The sequence below is a fragment of the Streptomyces sp. NPDC127129 genome (assembly GCF_042671585.1).
Classification (GTDB): Bacteria; Actinomycetota; Actinomycetes; order Streptomycetales; family Streptomycetaceae; genus Streptomyces.
Genome location: NZ_JBHXTV010000005.1, coordinates 236,033 through 260,484 on the forward strand (window position 1 = coordinate 236,033; position 24,452 = coordinate 260,484).

A 24,452-nucleotide genomic window follows, 5' to 3' on the forward strand; every position below is an offset into this window, starting at 1 on the left:
TTCATCCAATCATGAAGAGAAACGTGCTGGTGCTACACGGTCGTCATGCGTGACGCTCTCTCGTATGCGCCCTGCCCACATCGCCCTGGCCGCGCTCGTCGCCGCCCTCTGGGGAGTCAACTTCGTCGTCATCGAGGTCGGCCTCGACCACTTCCCGCCGCTCCTCTTCTCCGCCCTCCGCTTCCTCGCCGCCGCGCTCCCGGCCGTGTTCCTGGTCGGCCGGCCCACGGTCGCCTGGAAGTGGATCGTGGGGGTCGGCCTCGCCCTGGGCGTGGCCAAGTTCGGCCTCCTCTTCACGGGCATGGACCTCGGCGCGCCCGCCGGACTCTCCTCGCTGATCCTCCAGATCCAGGCGGTCTTCACGGCCCTCTTCGCCTTCGTCGCGCTCGGCGAACGGCCGGGGAAGGTGAAGGCCGCGGGCATGGCGGTCGCGCTCGCGGGCATCGGCGTGGCGGCGGTCGACGAGGGCGGCAGCGGCCCGCTGGTGGGCTTCGTGCTCTGCATCGCCGCGGCGGCCTGCTGGGGTGTCTCCAACGTCCTGACCCGCAGGGCGTCCCCGCCGGACGCGCTCAACTTCATGGTCTGGGTCAGCGTCGTGCCCATCCTGCCGCTCCTCGCGCTCTCCCTCCTCCTGGAGGGACCGGACAGGGACCTCGCGGCGCTGCGGGGGCTCGACTGGGCGGGCGTGGGCGTGGTCCTCTACGTCGCCTGGGTCGTCACCGTCTTCGGCTTCGGCGCCTGGGGATGGCTCCTGCGCCGCTATCCGGCGTCCTCGGTGGCCCCGTTCTCGCTGCTGGTCCCGGTCTTCGGGATGTCCTCGGCGGCGCTCTTCCTGGGCGAGGGCGTCAGCCCCCTGCGCTGGTGCGCGGCGGCGCTGCTCGTCGGCGGAGTGGCGCTGACCTCCCTGTCACGTGGGGGAGGCCGGGCGGCGACCCCGACCGCCGCCGGAAGCGCGGCGGTGCGGGTGTGAGCGTCGTGGCCGGCCGGCCGTGTGCGCGGGGCCGGCCCGTAACCTTGGTTCCTTGATCGAGAGGAGCCCCTGATGTCCTTCGACCTGGTACCGGTCGACCGTGAACCCGCCCCTGCGGCCCTGCTGTTGAGCGGCATCCCCGGCAGCGGCAAGTCGACGGTCGCGGCGGCGCTGGCGGCCCGGTTCGCGAGGGCCGCGCACATCGAGGTGGACGCGCTCCAGGAGCTCGTCGTCAGCGGCGGCCACTGGCCGACGATGGACCGTGACCCGGAGGCCGACCGCCAGATCTTCCTGCGCGCCCGCAACGCCTGCCTGCTGGCCGACAGCTTCACGACGGCCGGCTTCCTGCCGGTCGTCGACGACGTCGTGGTCCGCCGCAGCCACCTCGACTTCTACCGCGCGACCCTGAAGGCCCGTCCCTTCCACACGGTCTTCCTCGCGCCCGGCCCGGCCAAGGCCTGGGAACGCAACAACGCCCGCGACAAGCGCCTGACGACCGACTGGGCCCCGCTGGACGAGGCGATACGCGAGGAACTCTCGGCCGACGGCATCTGGGTGGACAACGCGGAGCTGTCGGTGGAGGAGACGGTGACCGCGATCCTCGACGCCACGGGACTGGCCGCGCACGCGGGCCGGGGGGCGCAGGCCGGGACGTAGGCGCAGGCGGGCCGCGACGGACCGGAGCCGGGGCTGCGCGGACCAGGGCGGCCGGGGTCCGAGGCAGACCAGGGCGGCCGGGGTCCGAGGCGGACCAGGGCGCCGGTGGCTGTGCGGATCAGGGCGGCCGGGGTCTGAGGCAGACCAGAGCGGCCGGGGGTTGAGGCGGATCACGGCGGCCGGCGGCCGCGACGGACCAGGGCGCCGGTGGCTGCGCGGATCAGGGCGGCCGGGGTCTGAGGCAGGCCAGAGCGGCCGGGGGTTGAGGCGGATCACGGCGGCCGGGGGCCGCGACGGACCAGGGCCGCCGGGGCCGCCGGGCGGGTCCCGTCAGTCCCGGGGGCGCGCCGTGGAGTCCCGTACCAGCAGCTCCGCCGGGATCGTCGTCACCCCGCCCGGCGGGGGCTCCTCGGTGCCCACCGCGAGACGGCCCGCACGGGCGCCCGCGTCGTGGAGCGGGAGCCGTACCGTCGTCAGCGCCGGGACCGCGTCGATCGAGAAGGGCAGGTCGTCGAAGCCCGCCACCGACACGTCCTCCGGAATCCGCAGCCCCTGGTCCCGCAGCGCCGCGCACGCGCCCAGCGCCACCGTGTCGTTCGCCGCCACCACCGCCGTCAGCGACGGCTCCCTGCGCAGGAGTTCGAGGGTCGCGTCGTAACCGGACCGCCGGTCGTAGCGGCCGTGCACCGTCGGCCCCTCCGGCAGTCCGGCCGCCGCGAGCGCCTCCCGGTGGCCCTCCAGCCGGTGCCGGGTGGTCGTCCGGTCCGCCGGCCCCGCCACGTAACCGATCCGCCGGTGCCCGAGCGAGAGCAGGTGCTCGGCGAGCCGTCGCGCCCCCGCCCGGTTGTCGAAGGTGAGCGCCGCCACGCTCGCGTCCCCCTGCACCGGCGGCCGTCCGCAGAGCACGATCCGGGTCCCCGCGTCCGTCAGCTTCGCGAGCTTCGCCGACACGGCGGCCATGTGGTCCGGGGCCTCCAGGGACCCGCCGGTCAGGATGACGGCGGCGGCGCGCTGCCGCTGGAGCAGCGTGAGGTACGTGAGCTCGCGCTCGGGCGAGCCGCCCGTGTTGCAGACGACGGCCAGCTTCTCGCCGCCCGCCCGGCCCGGGGCCCCTTCCCCGATCGCGTTCTGCGCGGCGCCCGCCATGATCCCGAAGAAGGGGTCGGCGATGTCGTTGACGAGGATGCCGACCAGGTCGGACGTGGCGGCGGCGAGTGAGCTCGCGGGCCCGTTCAGGACGTAGTCCAGCTCGTCCACCGCCCGCAGCACCCGCTCCCTGGTCGACGCGGCGACCGGGTAGTTGCCGTTCAGGACGCGGGAGACGGTGGCGGGGGAGACCTGGGCACGCGCGGCCACATCCGCCAGCGTCACGGTCATCGCGTACCTCCGGGGAGAAATCGGTGGATCCAGCGTGCGGCACCGGGTGAGGAGGGCGGACCCCTTGTCCGGTGTGTTGTCGGCAGGCTAGCGTCTCCGTTCGTAGAAAGCGCTTTCTGTTGGGGAGTACGCACGTGATGGAGGCACCTTCGTGACACGCAGGACAGTCCGTATCGCCATGAACGGCGTCACCGGGCGCATGGGCTACCGCCAGCACCTCGTCCGCTCGATCCTCGCGCTGCGCGAGCAGGGCGGGCTCGACCTCGGCAACGGCGAGACCCTCTGGCCCGAGCCCGTCCTCGTCGGCCGCCGCGAGCACGCCCTGCGCACGCTCGCCGAACGACACGGTCTCACCGAGTGGTCCACCGACCTCGACGCCGTGCTCGCCGACGAGACGGTGGAGATCTACTTCGACGCCCAGGTCACCTCCGCCCGCGTCGAGGCGATACGCAAGGCCGTCGCCGCCGGGAAGCACGTCTACACCGAGAAACCGACCGCCGGAGACCTGGCGGGCGCCCTCGAACTCGCCCGGCTCGCCACGGAGAAGGGCGTCAAGCACGGCGTCGTCCAGGACAAGATCTTCCTGCCCGGCCTGCTCAAGCTGAAGCGCCTCGTCGACGGCGGCTTCTTCGGCCGGATCCTCTCCGTGCGCGGCGAGTTCGGCTACTGGGTCTTCGAGGGCGACTGGCAGGACGCCCAGCGCCCGAGCTGGAACTACCGCGCCGAGGACGGCGGCGGCATCGTCGTCGACATGTTCCCGCACTGGGAGTACGTGCTCCACGAGCTGTTCGGCCGGGTCACGGCCGTCACCGCGCACGTCGCCACGCACGTCCCGGAGCGGTGGGACGAGCACGGGAAGCCGTACGCCGCGACCGCCGACGACGCCGCCTACGGCATCTTCCAGCTGGAGGGCGGGGCCGTCGCCCAGATCAACTCCTCCTGGACGGTCCGCGTCAACCGCGACGAGCTCGTCGAGTTCCAGGTCGACGGCACCCACGGCTCCGCCGTCGCCGGACTGCGCAACTGCCGGGTCCAGCACCGCTCGGCCACCCCCAAGCCCGTCTGGAACCCGGACATCCCGGCGACCGAGCCCTTCCGCGAGCAGTGGCAGGAGGTCCCGGACAACGCCGTGTTCGACAACGGCTTCAAGGCCCAGTGGGAGCTCTTCCTGCGGCACGTCGTCCTCGACGAGCCGTACCACTGGGACCTGCTCGCGGGCGCGCGCGGCGTACAGCTCGCCGAGCTGGGGCTGCGCTCCTCGGCCGAGGGCAGGCGCCTGGAGGTCCCGGAGGTGTCGCTGTGATCCGCCTTCCCGACGGCGCCGGCGGAGTACGGGAGTACCGTCCGCGCCCGGCCCGCACCCCGGCCCCCGTGGGCGGCGCGCCGACCTCCCGTACGGTCTTCTCGGCCGCCCATGTCGTCGCCGACCCGTACGCCGACACCACCCCCGACGGGCCGGCGGCCGTCGACTGGGACGCCACGCTCGCCTTCCGCCGGCACCTCTGGGCGCAGGGCCTCGGCGTCGCGGAGGCGATGGACACCGCGCAGCGCGGGATGGGCCTGGACTGGGCGGGCGCGGCGGAGCTGATCCGCCGCTCGGCCGCGGAGGCGAAGGCGGTGGGGGGCCGCATCGCGTGCGGAGTGGGGACGGACCAACTGACGTCCCCCGCAGACCTCGTGTCCGTCCGCAAGGCGTACGAGGAGCAGCTCGCCCTCGTCGAGGAGACCGGCGCCCAGCCCATCCTGATGGCCTCGCGCGCCCTCTCGGCGGCGGCGCACGGCCCGGACGACTACCTCGACACGTACGGCCATCTCCTGCGCCAGGCGAGCGAACCGGTGATCCTGCACTGGCTCGGTCCGATGTTCGACCCGGCGCTCGACGGCTACTGGGGCTCGGCCGACCTCGACACCGCGACCGACACCTTCCTGGAGGTCGTGGCGGCCCATCCGGACAAGGTCGACGGCATCAAGGTCTCCCTCCTCGACGCGCGGCGCGAGATCGAGCTGCGCCGCCGGCTCCCGGAGGGGGTGCGCTGCTACACCGGCGACGACTTCCACTACCCGGAGCTGATCGCGGGCGACGAACAGGGCTTCAGCCATGCCCTGCTCGGCGTCTTCGACCCGCTGGGCCCGCTGGCGGCGGAGGCGGTGAGGATCCTGGACACGGGCGACGTGACGGGCTTCCGGGAGCTGCTCGACCCCACCGTGGAGCTCTCCCGCCACCTCTTCGAGGCGCCGACCCGCTTCTACAAGACGGGCGTCGTGTTCCTCGCCTGGCTGGCGGGCCACCAGGACCACTTCACGATGGTCGGCGGCCTGCAGTCAGCCCGCTCACTGCCGCACCTGGCCCGGGCGTACGAACTGGCGGACGGACTCGGGCTCTTCCCCGACCCGGAGCTGGCCGAGTCCCGGATGAGGTCGCTGCTCACGGTGTACGGAGCGGGCCGATGAGTCCTCTCGCGCGCTTCAGCATCAACCAGATGACGGTGCGGCAGCTCTCGCTGCCGGAGCTGGTCGAGCAGTGCGTACGGCTCTCCGTCCCGGGCGTGGGCCTGTGGCGGGAGCCGGTCGCGGAGTACGGGCTGGAGGCGGCAGCCAAGCTGGTACGCGACGCGGGCCTGACGGTCACGTCGCTCTGCCGGGGCGGCTTCTTCACGACGGCGGACTCGCTGGACGACAACCGTGCGGCGATCGACGAGGCGGCGGCCCTGGGCACGGACACCCTGGTCCTGGTCTCGGGCGGCCTCGCCCCCGGCAGCCGCGACCTGCCGGCGGCCCGCGCCCGGATCACGGACGCGATCGCCGAACTCGCCCCGTACGCGGGCGATCGCGGGGTCCGTCTGGCGATCGAACCCCTCCACCCGATGTACGCGTCGGACCGCTGTGCGATCTCCACCCTGGACCAGGCCCTCGCGATCGCCGAACGGTTTCCGTCCTCGCAGGTGGGCGTGGTGGTGGACACGTACCACGTCTGGTGGGACGACCGCGCCCCGGCCGCGGTCGCCCGCGCGGGCGCCGCGTCCCGTATCCACGCCTTCCAACTGGCGGACTGGACGACCCCCTTGCCGGCCGGCGTCCTCAACGGCAGGGGACAGCTGGGCGACGGCGCGATCGACCTCGGCTCCTGGTGCGCCCTGGTGGAGGAGGCGGGTTACCGGGGCCCGATCGAGGTGGAACTCTTCAACGACGACCTCTGGGCGAGGGACGGCGTGAAGGTCCTGGAGGAGACGGTGGGGAGGTTCCTGCGGCACGCCGGGTAAGGGCGTGACCGGTTCAGCAGACCCGGTCACGGCTCCGCTGAGAACCGGTCATCGGGCGACCAGCCGCTCGGAGAATCAGCGTGGGGCCCCGCGGCGATGCCGTGACCGTACCCCCACAGAGTCCTTCTGGTTCAGGACGAGTCGCTTACTCAATGCATGCAGCAGGATGCCGACGAAGGCACCGGCAACGTTGACGAGCACGTCATCGATATCGACTACCCGGCCAGCCCGCATCAGCCACTGCATGAATTCGATGGCGCAACTCAGCATGCCCGCCGTGAGGACTGCGGCTGGGAAGCTGACGGTGGGGAAGGAGAACCTGAAGGAAATCGCCGCAGGTAGAAACATCGCTGCATTTGCAACCTGCTGGCGGATATACATGGAACGCTCCATGTCTTCCATCGCGGAGTGGTCGAACAGGATTCCTTGACCGGGAATCAGCCAGATCGTCGAATCCCCGGAACCGATGGCCTGCGTCGGAGTCAGCGTGGCAATGAGCACGATGCCCAGAAAGAAGATCAGGAAGACGCGTGAACCATTCCCGACTCCTTCGTCAGCCTTTTGTTGCAGCTTGACCCCGCACATGCACGCGAGCAGGCACAGAATCATCCCGAAGGTGACAGTAAGGGGCGTAATGTAGAGAATTATTTGCCACATGTGCACGCCTTCTTGGGGAGTGGAATGTGGCCGTTGACGCAATTGGTCAACGGCCGCAATCCGTCACGCTACATCATCAGTAGCACAGCCACTTGGTGATGCAGGTCGTACCGCCCGACTTCATGACGCCCCGGACGCACCAATCGGGGTTGGTGGTGTAGTAGCGGGTCGCGCTGGCGTACTTGCCTGCTACGGCGGTCTTCGTGGAGATCCAGTCCGTGGGGTGGATCGTTCCGTTCGGGATCTTGAACTGGGCACCCAGGGTCACGCTGGTGTTGTTGCCCGCGTGCTTGTAGTAGCTAACGGTGAAATCACCGGCGACGCCGGCGGGCTTGTTCGCGCACAACTAAATCTGGTCGGCGGCAAGATTATCTTGGGCCGACTCGTATTGCAACGTGGATGATCATGCGATGGCACATTTGAGGTGCCTCGGAGCTGCCGAATCAGGTCGAGGGGCCCGTTTTCCGTCAGGTCGCACTCGGAGCTTGCCGGTCGGCCGGGTTACGCAGGTTGGCTGGAAAATGTAGGTGTTCGTATGGCCGATCCTGTACGGTTTTATGTCGGCTGGATTGCCCATCCTTTCATCGTGTCCAAAATTCTTCTGTCTGCTGCTCATGGAAGTAGTAATCCTCGACTCGGTTGCGGAACGCCTGTGGCGGAACCGGTGTGCAAGGCGACCTGCCCGGTCACGCCGGCGGCCTACTCGCGGATCGCGGAGAGCCGGGGCGCGCGGCTCGGGAAGGCGGGTGCCTGAGCGTTTCCACAGGTACGCCACATCGCTGACCCGGGTGTCCGAGGGCTTCGCTACCGTCGGGGCATGTCCAACCAGGGTCAGGGTCAGGCGGTCGTCGAAGGGGTGCTGGAGCGGATCACCTATGCCAACGAGGAGAGCGGGTACACGGTCGCCCGCGTCGACACCGGGCGCGGTGGCGGCGATCTCCTCACGGTCGTCGGGGCGCTGCTCGGGGCTCAGCCGGGTGAGTCGCTGCGGATGCAGGGGCGTTGGGGCTCCCATCCGCAGTACGGCAAGCAGTTCACGGTCGAGAACTACACGACCGTGCTGCCCGCCACCGTCCAGGGCATACGCCGCTACCTCGGCTCCGGGCTGATCAAGGGCATCGGGCCCGTCTTCGCCGACCGCATCACCCAGCACTTCGGCGTGGACACCCTCGACATCCTGGAGGCGGCCCCGGCCCGGCTGATCGAGGTGCCGGGGCTCGGGCCCAAGCGGACGAAGAACATCACCGCGGCCTGGGAGGAGCAGAAGGCCATCAAGGAGGTGATGGTCTTCCTCCAGGGCGTCGGGGTCTCCACCTCCATCGCCGTGCGGATCTACAAGAAGTACGGCGACGCCTCGATCTCCGTCGTGCGGAACCAGCCCTACCGGCTGGCCGCCGACGTCTGGGGCATCGGCTTCCTCACCGCCGACAAGATCGCCCAGTCGGTCGGCATCCCGCACGACAGCCCGGACCGGGTCAAGGCCGGGCTGCAGTACGCCCTGTCCCAGTCCACCGACCAGGGGCACTGCTTCCTGCCCGAGGAGCAGCTCATCCGCGAGGCCGTGAAGCTGCTCCAGGTCGACACGGGGCTCGTCATCGAGTGCCTCGCCGAGCTGGCTCAGGATCCGGAGGGCGTGGTGCGGGAGGCCGTGCCCGGGCCCGAGGGGCTGCCCGTCACGGCCGTGTACCTCATCCCCTTCCACCGCGCCGAGCTCTCCCTCGCGGCCCAGACGAAGCGCCTGCTGCACGCCCCCGAGGACCGGATGGCGGCCTTTCAGGACGTCGCCTGGGACAAGGCCCTCGCCTGGCTCGCCGACCGCACCGGCGCCTCCCTCGCGCCCGAGCAGGAGGAGGCCGTGCGGCTCGCGTTGACCCGCAGGGTCGCCGTCCTCACCGGCGGCCCGGGGTGCGGGAAGTCCTTCACCGTCCGCTCGATCGTGGAGCTGGCCCGGGCCAAGCGGGCCAAGGTCGTCCTCGCGGCGCCCACCGGCCGCGCCGCCAAGCGCCTCGCCGAGCTGACCGGCACCGACGCGTCGACCGTCCACCGGCTCCTGGAGCTCAAGCCGGGCGGGGACGCGGCCTACGACCGGGACCGCCCGCTGGATGCCGACCTGGTCGTCGTGGACGAGGCGTCCATGCTCGATCTGCTCCTCGCCAACAAGCTCGTGAAGGCCGTGGCACCCGGTGCCCACCTCCTCCTCGTGGGGGACGTGGACCAGCTGCCCTCGGTCGGCGCGGGGGAGGTGCTCGGCGACCTGCTGGCCCCCGGCAGCCCCGTGCCGGCCGTCCGGCTGACCCGGATCTTCCGCCAGGCCCAGCAGTCCGGGGTCGTCACCAACGCCCACCGCGTCAACGCCGGTCTGCCGCCCGTCACCACCGGCCTGCCGGACTTCTTCCTCTTCGCGGAGGACGAGACCGAGGACGCGGCCCGGGTCGCCGTCGAGGTCGCGGCACGGCGGATTCCCGCCAAGTTCGGGCTCGACCCCCGCCGGGACGTCCAGGTCCTGGCGCCCATGCACCGCGGCCCGGCCGGAGCCGGCGTGCTCAACGGGCTGCTCCAGCAGGCGATCACCCCGGCCCGCCCCGACCTCCCCGAGAAGCGGTTCGGCGGCCGGGTCTTCCGCGTCGGCGACAAGGTCACCCAGATCCGCAACAACTACGACAAGGGCGCCAACGGCGTCTTCAACGGCACCGTCGGCGTCGTGACCTCGCTCGACACCGTCGAACAGCGGCTGACCGTGCGCACCGACGAGGACGAGGAGGTCGGCTACGACTTCGACGAGCTGGACGAGCTGGCGCACGCCTACGCCGTCACGATCCACCGCTCCCAGGGCAGCGAGTATCCGGCCGTCGTGATCCCCGTCACCAACAGCGCCTGGATGATGCTGCAGCGGAACCTGCTCTACACGGCCGTCACCCGGGCGAAGAAGCTGGTGGTCCTCGTCGGTTCGCGGAAGGCGATCGCGCAGGCCGTTCGTACGGTTTCCGCAGGCAGACGGTTCACCGCGCTGGCCCACCGGCTCTCGGCAGCCGTGTGAAAGACCACCCCGGACTTCCCCGAACGGGGCGAAGGGGGCAAGATGAGCAGGTTGGCGGCACTGAGTGCCGCCAAATGGCCCAATGGTCGACCCCGAGTGCACTCTCCTGAGCCAAATGGGGGATGGTAGAGACAGTCAGGGCACCTCGAAGAAGAGGCACTACGTCGGTGAGGGATGACGTGAGCGACAACTCTGTAGTACTGCGGTACGCGGACGGTGAATACACCTACCCGGTGGTCGAGAGCACCGTCGGCGACAAGGGCTTCGACATCGGGAAGCTCCGAGCCCAGACCGGTCTGGTCACCCTGGACAGCGGATACGGCAACACCGCCGCCTATAAATCCGCCATCACCTACCTCGACGGCGAGCAGGGCATTCTGCGGTACCGCGGCTACCCCATCGAGCAGCTGGCGGAGCGCTCCACCTTCCTTGAGGTGGCGTACCTGCTGATCAACGGTGAGCTTCCCAAGGTCGACGAGCTGGCGACCTTCAAGAACGAGATCACCCAGCACACGCTGCTGCACGAGGACGTCAAGCGCTTCTTCGACGGCTTCCCCCGGGACGCCCACCCGATGGCGATGCTCTCCTCGGTGGTCTCCGCGCTGTCCACCTTCTACCAGGACAGCCACAACCCGTTCGACGAGAAGCAGCGTCACCTCTCCACGATCCGGCTGCTCGCCAAGCTGCCGACGATCGCGGCGTACGCGTACAAGAAGTCGATCGGCCACCCCTTCGTCTACCCGCGCAACGACCTCGGGTACGTCGAGAACTTCCTGCGCATGACCTTCTCGGTCCCGGCCCAGGAGTACGAGCTCGACCCGGTCGTGGTCTCGGCGCTCGACAAGCTGCTGATCCTGCACGCGGACCACGAGCAGAACTGTTCGACGTCCACCGTCCGTCTGGTGGGTTCGAGCCAGGCGAACATGTTCGCGTCGATCTCCGCCGGCATCTCGGCCCTGTGGGGTCCGCTGCACGGTGGCGCCAACCAGTCGGTCCTGGAGATGCTGGAAGGCATCCAGGCCAACGGCGGCGATGTCGACTCCTTCATCAACAAGGTGAAGAACAAGGAGGACGGCGTCCGCCTGATGGGCTTCGGCCACCGGGTGTACAAGTCCTTCGACCCGCGCGCCAAGATCATCAAGGCCGCGGCGCACGACGTGCTCTCCGCGCTCGGCAAGTCCGACGAGCTGCTGGACATCGCGCTCAAGCTGGAGGAGCACGCGCTCTCCGACGACTACTTCGTCTCGCGCAACCTCTACCCGAACGTGGACTTCTACACGGGTCTCATCTACCGCGCGATGGGCTTCCCGACCGAGATGTTCACCGTGCTCTTCGCGCTCGGCCGCCTCCCGGGCTGGATCGCCCAGTGGCACGAGATGATCAAGGAGCCGGGTTCCCGCATCGGCCGCCCGCGCCAGATCTACACGGGTGAGGTCCTGCGCGACTTCGTCCCGGTCGAGGGCCGCTGACACTCTTCCTCGTCGCGCGGTGCCGGTCGCCGCGCCGCTCGAGGCGCTGAACGAAAAGCGCCCCGCTGCCGATCCCCCCACGGGTCGGTGAGCGGGGCGCTTTCCATATCCCCGGTGCGGATTCCCCCCACGGGATCCGGGCCGGGCGTCTGCCGGGTTCAGCAGAAGCTAGGCGGGTCTACGCGGTCTGCCGGGGTACGTACGTACGGGAGGGCCGCTCAAAGCTCCCCGGTGCACGTGCCCCGGCCAACGCTTGCCTGAGACGTCCCCCAAGACATCCCATGAACGTCCCCCAAGACGTTCTTGGCATCGCCCACTTAGACTCGCGAACGGCCCGAATGGTTACCCCCAAATATCTGTGATCTAGGTCTCTTTGTGAAGGTCTTGTGCGTCACGTGTAGGTCAATTCACGTGAACCTCCGAAGTCGCAGGCTGTTTGTCACGACAAATACGGACGAAAATGCCATGGCCAAACCGGCGATCATCGGGTTCAGCAACCCGAACGCGGCCAGCGGCAGGGCGGCGCAGTTGTAACCGAACGCCCACGCGAGGTTTCCCTTGATCGTCGCCAGGGTCCGGCGCGCGAGCCGGATGGCGTCCGCCGCCACCCGCAGGTCGCCCCGGACCAGCGTCAGATCGCTCGCCTCGATCGCCGCGTCCGTGCCGGTGCCCATGGCCAGACCCAGGTCGGCGGTGGCCAGCGCGGCGGCGTCGTTCACGCCGTCGCCGACCATCGCGACCACCCGGCCCTCCGCCCGGAGGCGCCGCACCACGTCGACCTTCTCCTGCGGCAGCACCTCGGCGAAGACCTGATCCGCCTCGATGCCCACCTCTGCCGCCACCGTCTCGGCGACCGCCCGCCCGTCCCCGGTCAGCAGGACCGGGCTCAGACCGAGGGCGCGCAGCCGGGCGACCGCCTCCGCGCTGGTCTCCTTCACGGCGTCGGCGACCGTCAGGGCCCCGCGCGCCCGGCCGTCCCAGGCGACCTGTACGGCGCCCGGCTCCGGCACCTCGGGGATCCGGATTCCCTCTGCCTCGAGGAGTGCCGCGCGGCCGACCAGGAGGGTGCGGCCGTCGACCGTGCCGCGCACCCCGAGGCCGGGCACGTTCTCGAAGGACGCCGGCGCGGGCAGCTCGCCCACGGGCACGCCGAGCCGCTCGGCGGCGCCCGCCGCGACCGCCCGGGCGACCGGGTGCTCGGAGGCGTGCTCCAGGGCGCCCGCCAGGCGCAGCAGCTCGGTCTCGTCCACTCCCTCGTACGCGTACACCTTCCGCAGCGTCATCCGGCCGGTGGTGATCGTCCCGGTCTTGTCGAGGACGACGGTGTCGACGCGGCGGGTGGACTCCAGGACCTCCGGGCCCTTGATCAGGATGCCGAGCTGGGCGCCGCGGCCGGTGCCGACCATGAGGGCGGTCGGGGTCGCGAGGCCGAGGGCGCAGGGGCAGGCGATGATCAGTACGGCGACGGCGGCGGTGAACGCGCCCGTGGTGTCCTGGACCACGAAAAGCCAGGTCAGCAGTGTGCCGAGGGCGATGTAGAGCACCACGGGGACGAAGACGGCGGAGATCCGGTCGGCGAGGCGCTGCACCTCGGCCTTGCCGTTCTGGGCGTCCTCGACCAGCTTGGCCATCCGGGCGAGCTGGGTGTCGGCGCCGACCCGGGTCGCCCGGACGACGAGCCGTCCCGAGGTGTTGAGGCAGCCGCCGGTCACCGGGTCGCCGGCCGTCACGTCGACCGGTACGGACTCGCCGGTGAGCAGGGACGCGTCGACGGCGGAGGCGCCCTCGGTGACCGTTCCGTCGGTGGCGATCTTCTCGCCGGGGCGGACGACGAAGAGCTCGCCGGCCCGCAGCGCGTCCACCGGGATCCGTGTCTCCGTATGTCCCCCGAGCTCTCGGCTTCGCTCGAGCAGGGGGGACCCCCATCTCAGGACGGCCACGTCCTTCGCCCCGAGCGCCATCAGGGCGCGCAGCGCGGAGCCCGCCTTCCGCTTGGCCCGGGCCTCCAGGTAGCGGCCGAGCAGGATGAAGGTGACGACGCCGGCCGCGACCTCCAGGTAGATCGTGGAGGCGCCGTCGGCGGCGCCGGTGGTGAGGTCGAAGCCGTGGCGCATGCCGGTCATGCCCGCGTCACCGAGGAACAGGGCCCACAGCGACCAGCCGAAGGCGGCCAGCGTTCCGATCGAGACCAGGGTGTCCATGGTCGCCGTGCCGTGTCGCAGGTTGGTCCAGGTGGCGCGGTGGAAGGGCAGCCCGCCCCAGACGACGACCGGTGCGGCGAGGGTGAGGGAGAGCCACTGCCAGTTGTCGAACTGGAGGGCGGGGACCATGGCGAGCAGGACGACCGGCGCGGAGAGCACCGCCGAGACGGTGAGCCGGGTACGGAGCAGGTCGAGCTCGGGATCGGCCTCGCGCGCCGTCTCCGACGGCTCCGGGGCCGGGGGCGCGGGCTCCTCGGCGGTGTAGCCGGTCCTGACGACCGTCGCGATCAGGTCGGCGACCTGGGTCCCCGCCGGGTGGGCGATCCTCGCCTTCTCCGTCGCGTAGTTGACGGTCGCGGTGACGCCTTCCATCCGGTTGAGCTTCTTCTCGACACGGGCCGCGCAGGAGGCGCAGGTCATCCCGCCGATGACGAGCTCGGTCGTGACGGTGGGCGCGGTGCTCGATGTCATGTGTGCCGTTCCAAACCAGAGCGGGGCCGTACCGGTCAACGGTACGACCCCGTCCGTGCGTGCCGGGGGTGTATGCCCGGGTACCCGGACCCGGGCGCGGGCCCCGGGCGCGGACCCCCTCGGGTCAGGCCTGGCCGACGAGCTCGTAGCCCGCCTCGTCGACGGCGGCGCGGACGGTCTCCTCGTCGAGCGGGGCCCGGGAGACGACGGTGACGTGGCCGGTGGAGGCCACGGCCTTGACGGAGGAGACCCCGGCGATCTCGGAGATCTCGCTGGAGACCGCGCCCTCGCAGTGCCCGCAGGTCATCCCCTTGACCTGGTACACGGTGGTGAGTTCGGTCGACGTCTCGGCGGTCATGACGGTCTCCTCTTCGAGGGCGTGCAGGTACAGGCTCGTACTGAAGCACAGTTTATACCCCTGGGGGGTATGAATCCAGCACAGTGCGACACCTGTGGCGCCGGGCAGGGGTCGGGGGGCCGGTCAGCGGGGCGGAGCCGCGGCGAGCGCGCCGCCGGCGGTGGCCGGGGAGCCCCCGATGAGCGGGCCGAGGTAGCCCAGCAGCAGCGCCTTCAGTTCGGCGATCGCCGCGTTCCGTGCCGGCCCGTCGTCGGCGGCGAGGATCAGGGTGAGGCCGCCCTTGACGACCGCGAAGGTCATCTCGGCCTTGAGGGTGCGGTCCTCTGGGGTGTGGTGCGGCAGGTGGTGGTCGAACAAGCTCTGGACCGAGGCCAGGAGCGAGGCGTGCAGGGCGTCGTGCTCCTCGGCGATCCGGCCCGGGATCTCGGAGCCGTGCATCAGGGCGAGGAAGACCGGATTCTGGCAGTTGAACTCGATCATCGGGTCGAGCACCGCGTCCATGAGCTCGGGCAGCGGCAGGGCGAGGTTGGCCGGGGTGAACGCCTGGCCGTGCATCTCGCGCATCTCGTGCAGCAGACGGCCGCCGAGCTCGACGGCGATCGCCTCCTTGTTGGGGAAGTACTGGTAGAGCGTTCCGGGGGAGACGCTGGCCTCGCGGGCGATCGCGTTGGTGCTGGCGGCCGTGTAGCCGTTCGTGCAGAAGACGCTCGCCGCCGCCTGGAGCAGCTGCGCGATGCGCCGCTCGCCTCGGGCCTGCCGGCGGCGCGGCTTCTGTTCCGCCGAACTCTCGGGCGTCTCCTCGGACATGACTGTCCCCAGCTCTCTCAGCATGTTTGACAAACACGAGAGGTCGCTCGCATTCTTGTGAAACGCGAGCGATGACTCGTGTTTGCCAGTCTATGGCAATGGGCGACCCATGCGACCTGCCGGGAAGCGAGCGCATGGGTCATGGTGAAGGGGACACCGCGTCATGGCCGAAGTCAAGAATTCAGGGCCCGCACCGGGCGGGGGGTGGACCCGGTTCGTGACGGCCAGGCCACGCCTGTCCCTGCTGGTCGCACTGGTGATCACCGCGCTCGCCGTTTTCGCGGGCAGCGGTGTCGCCGACCGCATGGGGAGCGGCGGCTTCGAGGTCCCGGGCGCCGAATCCACGTATGCGACCGAGGTTCTGGAGCGCGAGTTCCCCGCCTCCCAGCCCAATCTGCTCCTGCTCGTGAGCGCGCGGAAGGGCGGGGTCGACGATCCCGCCGTGGCCGCCGAGGCGCGTCGGCTCGCCGAGCGGCTCGACGCCGAGCAGGGGGTCGGCGGCATCGGTTCCTACTGGGGGACCGGCTCCCCGGCCCTGCGCTCCGAGGACGGCCGACAGGCCGTGATCGTCGCCAGGGTCGAGGGCGACGAGAAGGCCGCCGGCGAGATCCTGGAGCGGATCTCCCCGGACTTCTGCGGCGCCCACGGGCCCGTCGACGTCGCGATCGGCGGTCAGCTGGCCGTGCAGCACGAGATGCAGTCCACCGTCGAGGAGGACCTCCTGCGCGCCGAGCTGATCGCCCTGCCGGTGACACTCGTCCTGCTCGTGATGGTCTTCGGCAGCGCGGTCGCGGCCATGCTGCCGCTGGGCATCGGCATCGTGGCCATCCTGGGGACGAACGCGGTGCTGCGGGGCCTCACCGAACTCACCGACGTCTCGGTCTTCGCGCAGAACCTGACGACGGCCCTCGGACTCGGACTCGCCATCGACTACGCCCTGTTCGTGGTCCGCAGGTTCCGCGAGGAGCTCGGCCGGGGCGCCGACACCCGGACCGCCGTCGCCACGACCCTGCGGACGGCCGGCCGGACGGTGTTCTTCTCCGCGCTGACCGTGGCGGCCTCGCTCTCCGCGATGCTGGTCTTCCCGCAGTACTTCCTGCGCTCCTTCGCCTACGCGGGCATCGCGGTGGTGCTGCTCGCCGCGGCCGCCGCGCTGACCCTGCTGCCCGCCGCCCTGATGCTGCTCGGGGACCGGGTCAACGCGCTGGACCTGCGGCGTCTGTTCCGGCGCCGCCGCCGGGCCGCCGAAGGCGCCGAGCCGAGCGGCGCCCGGCCGAGCGGCACCGCGGGGGCGGATGCCAAGGAGCCGGGAGCCGGCTGGGCGCGGACGGCGACGCTGGTGATGCGGCGCGCGCCGGTCTTCGCCGTCCTCACCACGGCGGGTCTCGTCCTGCTCGGACTCCCCTTCCTCGGCGCGAAGTTCGGCACGGTGGACGACCGCCAGCTCCCCACCACCGCCGAGTCCCGGGTGGTCCAGGATGAGCTGCGCGACGGGTTCCCCGGCAGCCCGGGCGGCGGGCTCACGGTTCTCGCCGAGGGCGGCGCCACCCCCGCCGAGTACGCCGGCTACCGCGAGCGGATAGCGGCCCTGGACGGGATCGTGCGGGTGGACGGGCCCGTGACCTCGGGTACCGGCGCCGGAACGCCCGCGTACTTCACGGTGATCCCGGAGGGCGAGGGCGTCGGCGAGACCGCCCAGCGCGTGGTGGGTGAACTGCGCGCCGAGCCCGCCCCGTTCGACACGTCCGTCACCGGCGCCGCCGCCCTCCTGGTCGACTCCAAGGACGCCATCGGCGACCGGCTCCCCTGGGCCGGGGCGATCATCGTGGTCGTCACGCTGCTCCTGGTCTTCCTGCTGACCGGCAGCGTGCTGATCCCGATCCAGGCCGTCGTCCTCAACGGGCTCAGCCTGACCGCCATGTTCGGCGCGGTCGTCTGGGTCTTCCAGGAAGGCCATCTCTCCGGGTTCCTCGGCTTCACCCCCACCGGCGACATCGAGACGACCCTGCCGGTGCTGATGTTCTGCGTCGCCTTCGGCCTCTCGATGGACTACGGCGTGTTCCTGATATCCCGGATCAAGGAGGAGTACGACGCGACGGGCGACCACGACCACGCGGTCCGGTTCGGTCTGCGCCGTACGGGCGGCCTCATCACCGCCGCCGCCGTCATCCTCGCCGTCGTCATGGTGGCCATCGGCACCTCGCGGGTGACCAACACCAAGATGCTGGGCCTGGGCGTCGCGCTCGCCGTGCTGATGGACGCGATGGTGGTCCGCAGCCTGCTCGTACCGGCGGTGATGAAGCTGACCGGCCGCCTCACCTGGTGGGCCCCGGGACCGCTGCGCCGCTTCCACGACCGCTTCGGAGTCAGCGAGGGCGGGGACGCGGCGAAGGCGTCGGCCACGACGCCGGAGCGGGTGGAAGCGTCGGAACGGGCCGAGGGGACCGGTCGGGCGGAACCGTCGGAGGGGGCGGAACCGTCGGAGCGGGCGGACGAGGACGTCCGGGACAAGGAGTCCGTCGGCCGCTAGGGCCTGTCTTCTCGGATCCTGCCGGGCAGGCCGAGGGCCCCGCACCGTGTGAGGTGCGGGGCCCTGCGCGGCCCCCGGGCCGGGGCCCTCGTGCTGCGGCTCGGGGGCCGGCGGCTCGTGCGCACGAGGTGGTGTGGCACGAGCCCGTATCGGCAGGAGGTCAGTCCCGACGGGCCCTGTTGCCCGGGCGGTTGGCCACCCAGGCGTGGATCGTGTCCGCGTACCAGTAGGGCTTGCCCGACTCGACATGGTCGGGCGCCGGCAGGAGGCCGTGCTTCCGGTAGGACCGAACGGTGTCCGGCTGCACCTTGATGTGTGCGGCGATGTCCTTGTACGACCAGAGCCGTCTGTCCGTCATGCGTGGCACCTCCCTGCGCGCCTCGCAGCGGCGGCGGGGGTGCCGTTCGGGGGAGCTGCGGGGCAAGCGCTGGCGATCACTGAGCCTGTGCCCTCTACAACGACCCCTTCCAACGGGAGGCGAGGGGCTGTCGCCCGGCTGTGACGGAAAGCCCGCGTAAGGGAGAGATCTGTGACGAGAACGGGATGGACGTGACGTAAGTGACGCATGGTCACAACGGCGCGCCGAACGGCGTTCTCGGGTTCTCTATGCTCCGCAGGAGCGCAGGAAGCGGCGCGTGCGGACCGCGATCGGATACGGCTCGTCGGGCTCGCACGGATACATGTCCTGCTCGACGATGGCGAACAGCTCCACGTCGAGCGCCTGTGCCGCCGCGAGGACCGGCTCCAGCGCCGGCACCCCGGAGGGCGGCTCGCACATCACACCCCGCGCCACGGCCGGACCGAACGGCACCTCCTCGGCGACGACCCCGGCCAGGATCTCCGGATCGACCTGCTTGAGGTGGAGGTAGCCGATGCGTTCGCCGTACGTCTCGATCAGCTTGACGCTGTCGCCCCCGCAGTACGCGTAGTGCCCGGTGTCCAGGCAGAGGGAGACCAGCTCCGGATCGGTCGCGTCCAGGAAGCGGGCCACGTTCTCCTCGCTGTCGACATGGGTGTCCGCGTGCGGATGGACGACGATCCGCAGCCCGTAGCGGTCCCGGACCTCGCGGCCGAGGCGTTCCGTCAGACCGGTCAGATCGCGCCACTGTTCCGTGGTGAGCGTGCGGTCCTCCAGGACCTCACCCGTCTTGTCGTCCCGCCAGAAGGAGGGGATGACGACGAGGTGCTCCGCGCCCATCGCCTGCGCAAGGGCGGCGTTGTCGGCGACACGGGCCCAGGTCTTCTCCCAGACCGCCGGACCGTGGTGCAGCCCGGTGAAGACCGTGCCCGCCGAGACCCGCAGTCCTCTGCGGCCCGTCTCCTCGGCCAGGACGGCGGGATCGGTGGGCAGATAGCCGTACGGGCCGAGCTCGATCCACGCGTAGCCCGCGTCGGCGACCTCGTCCAGGAAGCGCTGCCAGGGAACCTGCCGGGGATCGTCGGGGAACCAGACGCCCCAGGAGTCGGGGGCGGAGCCGATACGGATACGGGACAGCGGCGACGGCTTCGTCATGAAAGCCACCTTGACCGCGCCCGGAACGACGCGTCAAGACGCTCGTCCGAATGTAAGGACATAGCGTTGACAGGGTTCGGGGCGGACGGCTAGACCTGGGTGCGGGGCCGAGGCGAGAGGTGGCGCGCGTGGATGCGGAGCCGTACGAGCTGATCACGATGGGGCGACTCGGCGTGGACCTCTACCCCCTTCAGGTGGGCGTACCGCTCGCCCGGGTGGAGACCTTCGGGAAGTTCCTGGGCGGCTCGCCCGCGAACGTGGCGGTCGCCGCGGCCCGGCTCGGACGGCGCACGGCCCTGGTGAGCCGGACCGGAGCGGACCCCTTCGGGGAGTACCTCCACGAGGAGCTCGCCGCGTTCGGGGTCGACGACCGCTGGGTGACGCCGGTGGAGGAGTTTCCGACACCGGTCACGTTCTGCGAGATCTTCCCGCCCGACGACTTCCCGATCCACTTCTACCGCCGCCCCCGGGCACCGGACCTGGAGATCCACCCGGCGGAGCTGGACCTCGGGGCGGTCCGGGCGGCGCGGGCGTTCTGGGTGACCGGTACGGGCCTGAGCGCCGAACCCAGCCGGGCGGCGACGCTGGAGGCGCTGCGGGAACGGGGCGGCGCGGAGCTGACCGTGCTCGACCTGGACTGGCGCCCGGTGCTCTGGCCCGACCCGGACGAGGCCGGGCCGCTCTACCGGGAGGCCCTGAGATCGGCCACGGTCGCGGTCGGCAACCTGGACGAGTGCGAGGTCGCGACCGGGGAGCGCGAGCCGTACGCGGCGGCCCGCGCGCTGCTCGCCGCCGGGGTCCGGCTCGCGGTGGTCAAGCAGGGCCCGAAGGGGGTCCTCGCGATGACCTCGGACGGGGAGAGCGCGGAGGTCGCACCCCTCCCGGTCGACGTGGTCAATGGCCTCGGGGCGGGCGACGCGTTCGGCGGGGCGCTGTGCGACGGACTGCTCGCCGGATGGGACCTGGAGCGCACCCTCCGCAGGGCCAACGCGGCCGGCGCCATCGTGGCGGGCCGCCTCGCCTGCTCCCCGGCGATGCCCTACGCCGAGGAGATCGACCGCGCCCTGGCCGCCGGATCCGGCACGCTCCCGGAGCGCACCCCATGACCGGCCGCCCCACCGACAGCTGGCGCACCCGAGCCGCCCACCGCCGCGCGAGCGGCCCGAAGAGCCCCACCACACCCCCCACTTCGGACCCCCAGAGCCCCCAGAGTGCGCAAAGCCCCCAGGGCCCCCAGGGCCACCAGGGCCCCCAGAGCCCGCACGGCCCCCAGAGTCCCCAGAACCCCCAGAGCCCCCAGAGCAACCAGCGCCTTCCGGACCCCCCGCAGGCCCCGCCGTCACCGAGCGGCCGGACCGCCGAGCCCGCCCGGCCCGGTCCCGGGCAGGGCGGGGCGGGCTCCGCACCGCCCGGTCCCGGGCAGGCGCCCGCTCCGGCCGACCCCCTCCGTCAGGTCGCGCACCCCGCGCCGCCCCGGCGTTTCGCCCGGGCCGTGCGGGCCGCCCGGGTCGCACGGGGCGTGAGCGGGGGCGACGGGGTCGAGCCCGTCGACGTCGAGCGGCTCGTCTCGCTGCGGGCCCGGCGGCCCGAGGCCGTGGGGGAGGCCGCGGCGGCGCGGCGGAGGCGGGCGTGGTTCGAGGGCCGCGAACGGCTGCTGATCGTCGCCGCCGACCACCCCGCCCGCGGCGCGCTCGGCGTCGGGGCGCGACCGTACGCGATGGCCGACCGCGCCGACCTCCTCGCCCGGCTCCGGCTCGCGCTCTCGCGGCCCGGTGTCGACGGGGTCCTCGCCTCCGCCGACATCCTCGACGACCTCCTCCTGCTCGGTGCCCTGGACGACCGCCTGGTCATCGGGTCGATGAACCGTGGCGGTCTCGCCGGGGCCTCCTTCGAGCTCGACGACCGGTTCACCGGCCACCGGCCCCAGGATCTCGCCAGGCTCGGCTTCGACGCCGGCAAGCTGCTCCTGCGGATCGACCCCGACGACCCCGGCTCGCTCTCCACCCTCCACACCGCCGCCCGCGCCGTCGACGAGATGGCCGCCCTGCGGCTGCCCGTCTTCGTCGAACCGTTCCTCTGCCACCGCGACCGCGACGGCCGGCTCCACAACGACCTCTCCGCCGAGGCCGTCGTCACCTCCCTCGCCGTCGCCTCGGGCCTCGGCGGCACCTCCGCCTACACCTGGCTCAAGGTCCCGGTCACCGACCGCCCCGACGACATGGCCCGCGTCCTGGAGACCACCACCCTCCCCACCGTCCTGCTCGGCGGAGACCCCGGGCCGGGACCGGACGCCCAGGACGTCGCGTACGCGCGATGGCGCGACGCGCTGCGCCTGCCCACCGTCCGGGGCCTGGTCGTCGGCCGCACCCTCCTCTATCCCGCGGACGGCGATGTGGCCGGAGCCGTCGATACCGCTGCGCGGCTGCTGCGGGAAGCGGTAGGAAGGAGTACGCACCACCCATGAACGACCTCCATCTGCCCGCCGGGACCGCCTCCCACGGGTCGTACGCGCTCCACGTCGACCCCGACCGGGCCGGCTGGGCGCACTCCGCACTGCGCGTCCTCGAACTCGGCCCGGGAGCCACCCATCTCCTGGACACCGGGGACAGCGAATGGATCGTGCTTCCGCTCTCCGGCGGCTGTACGGTGCACGTCGACGGCCAGACGCTTCAACTCCTGGGCCGCGAGAGCGTGTTCGGCGGAGTGTCCGACTTCGCGTATGTGCCCCGCGACGCCCGAGTCCAGATCGCCTCCGGTGCGGGAGGCCGCTTCGCTTTGGCAGGAGCGAAGTGCGAGCGACGACTCCCCGCTCGCTACGGCCCCGCGCCGGAGGTACCCGTCGAGGCCCGCGGCACCGGCAACCGGGCGCGGAGCGTACGGAACTTCGCCGCCGCCGGCGTCTTCGAGGCGGACCGCCTCATCGCCGTCGAGGTGATCACCCCCGGCGGGAACTGGTCCTCCTACCCGCCCCACAAGCACGACGAGCACCGCCCGGGCGCCGAGTCCGAGCTGGAGGAGATCTACTACTTCGAGATCGCCGGCGGCGGGGTCGGCTACCAGCGGATCTCCCCCTCCCGTCCCGGCGGCGCCGACCTCCTCGCCGAGGTCCGCACCGGTGACGCCGTCCTCGTGCCCGACGGCTGGCACGGCCCGTCGATCGCGCAGCCGGAGCACGACATGTACTACCTGAACGTGATGGCGGGACCAGGACCGGAGCGGGAGTGGAAGATCTGCTTCCATCCCGACCACTCGGAGGGGTACACGTGAGCACTCTGACCGTCGCGCAGGCGCTGGTGCGGTTCCTCGCCGCGCAGTACACCGAACGCGACGGCGTACGACGCCGGTTGATCGCCGCGACCTGGGGCATCTTCGGCCACGGGAACGTCGCCGGGATCGGCCAGGCGCTCGTCGAGTACGCCGACGGGATGCCGTACCACCAGGGGCGCAACGAACAGGCCATGGTGCACGCGGCCGTCGGCTACGCCCGCCAGTCGAACCGGCTCTCCGCGCACGCCGTGACCACCTCCATCGGCCCCGGCGCCACCAACCTCGTCACCGGCGCCGCGCTCGCCACGATCAACCGGCTCCCGGTGCTGCTGCTGCCCGGTGACGCCTTCGCCACCCGCCCCGCCGACCCGGTCCTGCAGCAGCTGGAAGTCCCGTACGCGGGCGATGTGTCGGTCAACGACTGCCTGCGGCCGGTCTCCGCGTACTTCGACCGCGTCACCCGCCCCGAGGCGCTGATCCCCGCCGCGCTCGCCGCCGTGCGGGTCCTCGCCGACCCCGTCCAGACCGGTGCCGTGACGCTCGCCCTGCCGCAGGACGTCCAGGCGGAGGCGTACGACTGGCCGGAGGAGTTCTTCGCCGAGCGGGTCTGGCGCGTGCGCCGGCCGGTGCCGGACGACGCCGAACTGGAGGCGGCGGTCGCGGCGATCGGCTCTGCGGCCCGCCCGCTGATCGTCGCCGGCGGCGGGGTCAAGTACAGCGGCGCCGAGGAGGCGCTCGCCACCTTCGCCTCCCTGACCGGCATCCCGGTCGCCTCCACCCAGGCGGGCAAGGGCGCGCTGCGCCACGACCATCCGCAGGACGTCGGCGCCGTCGGCCACACCGGCACCGCCGTCGCCGACCACCTGGCGCGCACGGCCGACGTGGTGATCGGGGTCGGCACCCGCTGGACCGACTTCACCACCGCCTCCGGGACCCTGTTCACCCACCCGGACGTCCGGTTCGTCAACCTCAACATCGCGGCCTTCGACTCGCACAAGCTGGCCGCGCTGCCCCTGGTCGCGGACGCCCGCGAGGGCATCGAGTCGCTCCACGCACTGCTCGACCCGCACCATGTCACGGAGCACTACGCGCGGGAGTACGCGGCGGACAAGCACCGCTGGGAGGCCCGCGTCACCGCCGCCTTCACCCCGGCGGACGAGGCGTCGCGGCCCACCCAGCCGCAGGTCCTCGGCGCACTCGACACCCTGGTCACCGGGGACGACATCCTGATCAACGCCGCCGGCTCGCTCCCCGGCGACCTCCACAAGCTCTGGCGGGCCCGCTCCGCCGACCAGTACCACGTCGAATACGGCTACTCCTGCATGGGCTACGAGATCCCGGCGGCCATCGGGGTGGCCCTCGCCGCGCCCGGGCGGCCGGTCTGGGCGCTCGTCGGCGACGGTACGTATCTGATGAACCCCACCGAAATCGTCACCGCCGTGCAGGAGGGACTGCCCATCAAGGTGGTGATCCTGCAGAACCACGGGTACGCCTCCATCGGAGGGCTGTCCGAGGCCGTGGGCGGTGAGCGGTACGGCACCGCATACCGCTTCCGCGCAGCGGACGGCACCTTCACCGGGGATCCGCTCCCCGTCGACCTGGCCGCCAACGCGGCCTCGCTGGGGATGCGGGTGCTCACTGCACGTACCGCACGTGACCTGCGAGAAGCCCTCGCCGACGCGCGGGCGTCGACCGTTCCCACATGTGTCTATGTCGAGACCGAAACGGCAGACACAGTGTCGGGCGCGCCCCCCGCCCAGGCGTGGTGGGATGTGCCCGTGGCCGAGACCTCGACCCGCGCGTCGGCGGTCAAGGCCCGGGAGGAGTACGACCGGCACGTCACCGCCCGACGCCGCCATCTCTGAAGGAGCATTCCGG

At 71.5% G+C, this 24,452-nt stretch carries 20 protein-coding genes; 12 read left to right on the top strand and 8 right to left on the bottom strand.

The genetic code is table 11. The annotated features are described in order from the left end of the window. Positions 1-64 precede the first annotated feature (64 nt). Both ACFVGW_RS11975 and ACFVGW_RS11980 read left to right on the top strand, forming a co-directional pair. Positions 65-970 carry an EamA family transporter gene (locus tag ACFVGW_RS11975; RefSeq protein WP_385851857.1) on the top strand — a complete coding sequence of 302 codons (906 nt, stop codon included), beginning with the start codon at positions 65-67 and terminating at the stop codon, positions 968-970. A 72-nt stretch (positions 971-1,042) separates the two neighbouring features. Further along, positions 1,043-1,627, top strand: coding sequence for an AAA family ATPase (locus ACFVGW_RS11980; protein ID WP_385851858.1), 585 nt, complete (start codon positions 1,043-1,045; stop codon positions 1,625-1,627). 330 nt (positions 1,628-1,957) lie between these two features. Here ACFVGW_RS11980 and ACFVGW_RS11985 read toward each other — a convergent pair whose 3' ends face one another. After that, positions 1,958-3,004, bottom strand: a complete 1,047-nt coding sequence (locus ACFVGW_RS11985; RefSeq protein ID WP_385851859.1) for a LacI family DNA-binding transcriptional regulator — start codon at positions 3,002-3,004, stop codon at positions 1,958-1,960. A gap of 151 nt (positions 3,005-3,155) precedes the next feature. On the opposite strand from ACFVGW_RS11985, the gene ACFVGW_RS11990 reads away from it, so the two are divergent. From ACFVGW_RS11990 to ACFVGW_RS12000, 3 genes are read left to right on the top strand one after another with little or no spacing between them, the layout of a single operon-like run. Further along, positions 3,156-4,307 carry a Gfo/Idh/MocA family protein gene (locus tag ACFVGW_RS11990; RefSeq protein ID WP_385851860.1) on the top strand — a complete coding sequence of 384 codons (1,152 nt, stop codon included), beginning with the start codon at positions 3,156-3,158 and terminating at the stop codon, positions 4,305-4,307. Next, positions 4,304-5,455 (top strand): dihydrodipicolinate synthase family protein, encoded by a 1,152-nt coding sequence (locus tag ACFVGW_RS11995; protein ID WP_385851861.1) that lies wholly within the window; start codon positions 4,304-4,306, stop codon positions 5,453-5,455. Before ACFVGW_RS11990 ends, ACFVGW_RS11995 begins: the two co-directional genes overlap by 4 nt. Further along, positions 5,452-6,264, top strand: coding sequence for a sugar phosphate isomerase/epimerase family protein (locus ACFVGW_RS12000; RefSeq protein WP_385851862.1), 813 nt, complete (start codon positions 5,452-5,454; stop codon positions 6,262-6,264). The genes ACFVGW_RS11995 and ACFVGW_RS12000 overlap by 4 nt, the downstream gene beginning before the upstream one ends. A gap of 75 nt (positions 6,265-6,339) precedes the next feature. On the opposite strand, the gene ACFVGW_RS12005 is transcribed toward ACFVGW_RS12000, so the two are convergent. Continuing rightward, positions 6,340-6,921: a VanZ family protein gene (locus tag ACFVGW_RS12005; protein WP_385851863.1), complete on the bottom strand. Its 582-nt coding sequence runs from the start codon at positions 6,919-6,921 to the stop codon at positions 6,340-6,342. Positions 6,922-6,997: 76 nt separating this feature from the next. After that, on the bottom strand, positions 6,998-7,189 hold the full coding sequence (locus tag ACFVGW_RS12010) for a hypothetical protein (RefSeq protein ID WP_385851864.1): 192 nt from the start codon (positions 7,187-7,189) through the stop codon (positions 6,998-7,000). Positions 7,190-7,738: 549 nt separating this feature from the next. Between ACFVGW_RS12010 and ACFVGW_RS12015 the strand changes: the two genes are divergently transcribed. Together ACFVGW_RS12015 and ACFVGW_RS12020 are read left to right on the top strand one after the other, a co-directional pair. Next, positions 7,739-9,958 (top strand): ATP-dependent RecD-like DNA helicase, encoded by a 2,220-nt coding sequence (locus ACFVGW_RS12015; protein WP_385851865.1) that lies wholly within the window; start codon positions 7,739-7,741, stop codon positions 9,956-9,958. Between the two features lie 179 nt (positions 9,959-10,137). Beyond that, complete coding sequence (locus tag ACFVGW_RS12020) at positions 10,138-11,427, top strand: citrate synthase (RefSeq protein WP_352190558.1); 1,290 nt, start codon at positions 10,138-10,140, stop codon at positions 11,425-11,427. Between the two features lie 407 nt (positions 11,428-11,834). On the opposite strand, the gene ACFVGW_RS12025 is transcribed toward ACFVGW_RS12020, so the two are convergent. The 3 genes from ACFVGW_RS12025 to ACFVGW_RS12035 all read right to left on the bottom strand — a co-directional run bounded on the left by ACFVGW_RS12025 (position 11,835) and on the right by ACFVGW_RS12035 (position 15,264). Continuing rightward, positions 11,835-14,099, bottom strand: coding sequence for a heavy metal translocating P-type ATPase (locus ACFVGW_RS12025; protein ID WP_385851866.1), 2,265 nt, complete (start codon positions 14,097-14,099; stop codon positions 11,835-11,837). Positions 14,100-14,223: 124 nt separating this feature from the next. Then, complete coding sequence (locus ACFVGW_RS12030) at positions 14,224-14,457, bottom strand: heavy-metal-associated domain-containing protein (RefSeq protein WP_385851867.1); 234 nt, start codon at positions 14,455-14,457, stop codon at positions 14,224-14,226. Positions 14,458-14,580: 123 nt separating this feature from the next. After that, complete coding sequence (locus ACFVGW_RS12035) at positions 14,581-15,264, bottom strand: TetR/AcrR family transcriptional regulator (protein WP_385851868.1); 684 nt, start codon at positions 15,262-15,264, stop codon at positions 14,581-14,583. Between the two features lie 163 nt (positions 15,265-15,427). On the opposite strand from ACFVGW_RS12035, the gene ACFVGW_RS12040 reads away from it, so the two are divergent. Beyond that, positions 15,428-17,794, top strand: a complete 2,367-nt coding sequence (locus ACFVGW_RS12040) for an MMPL family transporter (RefSeq protein ID WP_385851869.1) — start codon at positions 15,428-15,430, stop codon at positions 17,792-17,794. 160 nt (positions 17,795-17,954) lie between these two features. Here ACFVGW_RS12040 and ACFVGW_RS12045 read toward each other — a convergent pair whose 3' ends face one another. Next, complete coding sequence (locus tag ACFVGW_RS12045; protein ID WP_352191890.1) at positions 17,955-18,152, bottom strand: MarR family transcriptional regulator; 198 nt, start codon at positions 18,150-18,152, stop codon at positions 17,955-17,957. Positions 18,153-18,398: 246 nt separating this feature from the next. Beyond that, positions 18,399-19,307 carry a sugar phosphate isomerase/epimerase family protein gene (locus ACFVGW_RS12050; RefSeq protein WP_385851870.1) on the bottom strand — a complete coding sequence of 303 codons (909 nt, stop codon included), beginning with the start codon at positions 19,305-19,307 and terminating at the stop codon, positions 18,399-18,401. Positions 19,308-19,465: 158 nt separating this feature from the next. Here ACFVGW_RS12050 and iolC point away from each other — a divergent pair, with 158 nt between their 5' ends. From iolC to iolD, 4 genes are all read left to right on the top strand, one after another. Further along, positions 19,466-20,413 carry a 5-dehydro-2-deoxygluconokinase gene (gene iolC / locus ACFVGW_RS12055; RefSeq protein ID WP_385851998.1) on the top strand — a complete coding sequence of 316 codons (948 nt, stop codon included), beginning with the start codon at positions 19,466-19,468 and terminating at the stop codon, positions 20,411-20,413. 413 nt (positions 20,414-20,826) lie between these two features. Then, positions 20,827-21,771 (top strand): deoxyribose-phosphate aldolase, encoded by a 945-nt coding sequence (locus tag ACFVGW_RS12060; RefSeq protein ID WP_385851871.1) that lies wholly within the window; start codon positions 20,827-20,829, stop codon positions 21,769-21,771. After that, positions 21,768-22,574: a 5-deoxy-glucuronate isomerase gene (gene iolB / locus ACFVGW_RS12065; RefSeq protein ID WP_383569311.1), complete on the top strand. Its 807-nt coding sequence runs from the start codon at positions 21,768-21,770 to the stop codon at positions 22,572-22,574. The genes ACFVGW_RS12060 and iolB overlap by 4 nt, the downstream gene beginning before the upstream one ends. Next, the gene (iolD, locus tag ACFVGW_RS12070; protein WP_385851872.1) at positions 22,571-24,439 is read left to right on the top strand and encodes a 3D-(3,5/4)-trihydroxycyclohexane-1,2-dione acylhydrolase (decyclizing); all 1,869 of its coding nucleotides are present in this window, start codon (positions 22,571-22,573) and stop codon (positions 24,437-24,439) included. Before iolB ends, iolD begins: the two co-directional genes overlap by 4 nt. Positions 24,440-24,452 lie beyond the last annotated feature (13 nt).

Bases quoted from the DNA above. Each gene is read 5' to 3' on its own strand.
- ACFVGW_RS12050 (WP_385851870.1), bottom strand. From the start codon at position 19,307: ATGACGAAGCCGTCGCCGCTGTCCCGTATCCGTATCGGCTCCGCCCCC.
- ACFVGW_RS12015 (WP_385851865.1), top strand. From the start codon at position 7,739: ATGTCCAACCAGGGTCAGGGTCAGGCGGTCGTCGAAGGGGTGCTGGAG.
- ACFVGW_RS11975 (WP_385851857.1), top strand. From the start codon at position 65: ATGCGCCCTGCCCACATCGCCCTGGCCGCGCTCGTCGCCGCCCTCTGG.
- ACFVGW_RS12035 (WP_385851868.1), bottom strand. From the start codon at position 15,264: ATGTCCGAGGAGACGCCCGAGAGTTCGGCGGAACAGAAGCCGCGCCGC.
- ACFVGW_RS11985 (WP_385851859.1), bottom strand. From the start codon at position 3,004: ATGACCGTGACGCTGGCGGATGTGGCCGCGCGTGCCCAGGTCTCCCCC.
- iolB (WP_383569311.1), top strand. From the start codon at position 21,768: ATGAACGACCTCCATCTGCCCGCCGGGACCGCCTCCCACGGGTCGTAC.
- ACFVGW_RS11980 (WP_385851858.1), top strand. From the start codon at position 1,043: ATGTCCTTCGACCTGGTACCGGTCGACCGTGAACCCGCCCCTGCGGCC.
- iolC (WP_385851998.1), top strand. From the start codon at position 19,466: ATGGGGCGACTCGGCGTGGACCTCTACCCCCTTCAGGTGGGCGTACCG.
- ACFVGW_RS12005 (WP_385851863.1), bottom strand. From the start codon at position 6,921: ATGTGGCAAATAATTCTCTACATTACGCCCCTTACTGTCACCTTCGGG.
- ACFVGW_RS12045 (WP_352191890.1), bottom strand. From the start codon at position 18,152: ATGACGGACAGACGGCTCTGGTCGTACAAGGACATCGCCGCACACATC.
- ACFVGW_RS12025 (WP_385851866.1), bottom strand. From the start codon at position 14,099: ATGACATCGAGCACCGCGCCCACCGTCACGACCGAGCTCGTCATCGGC.
- ACFVGW_RS12000 (WP_385851862.1), top strand. From the start codon at position 5,452: ATGAGTCCTCTCGCGCGCTTCAGCATCAACCAGATGACGGTGCGGCAG.
- ACFVGW_RS12040 (WP_385851869.1), top strand. From the start codon at position 15,428: ATGGCCGAAGTCAAGAATTCAGGGCCCGCACCGGGCGGGGGGTGGACC.
- ACFVGW_RS12030 (WP_385851867.1), bottom strand. From the start codon at position 14,457: ATGACCGCCGAGACGTCGACCGAACTCACCACCGTGTACCAGGTCAAG.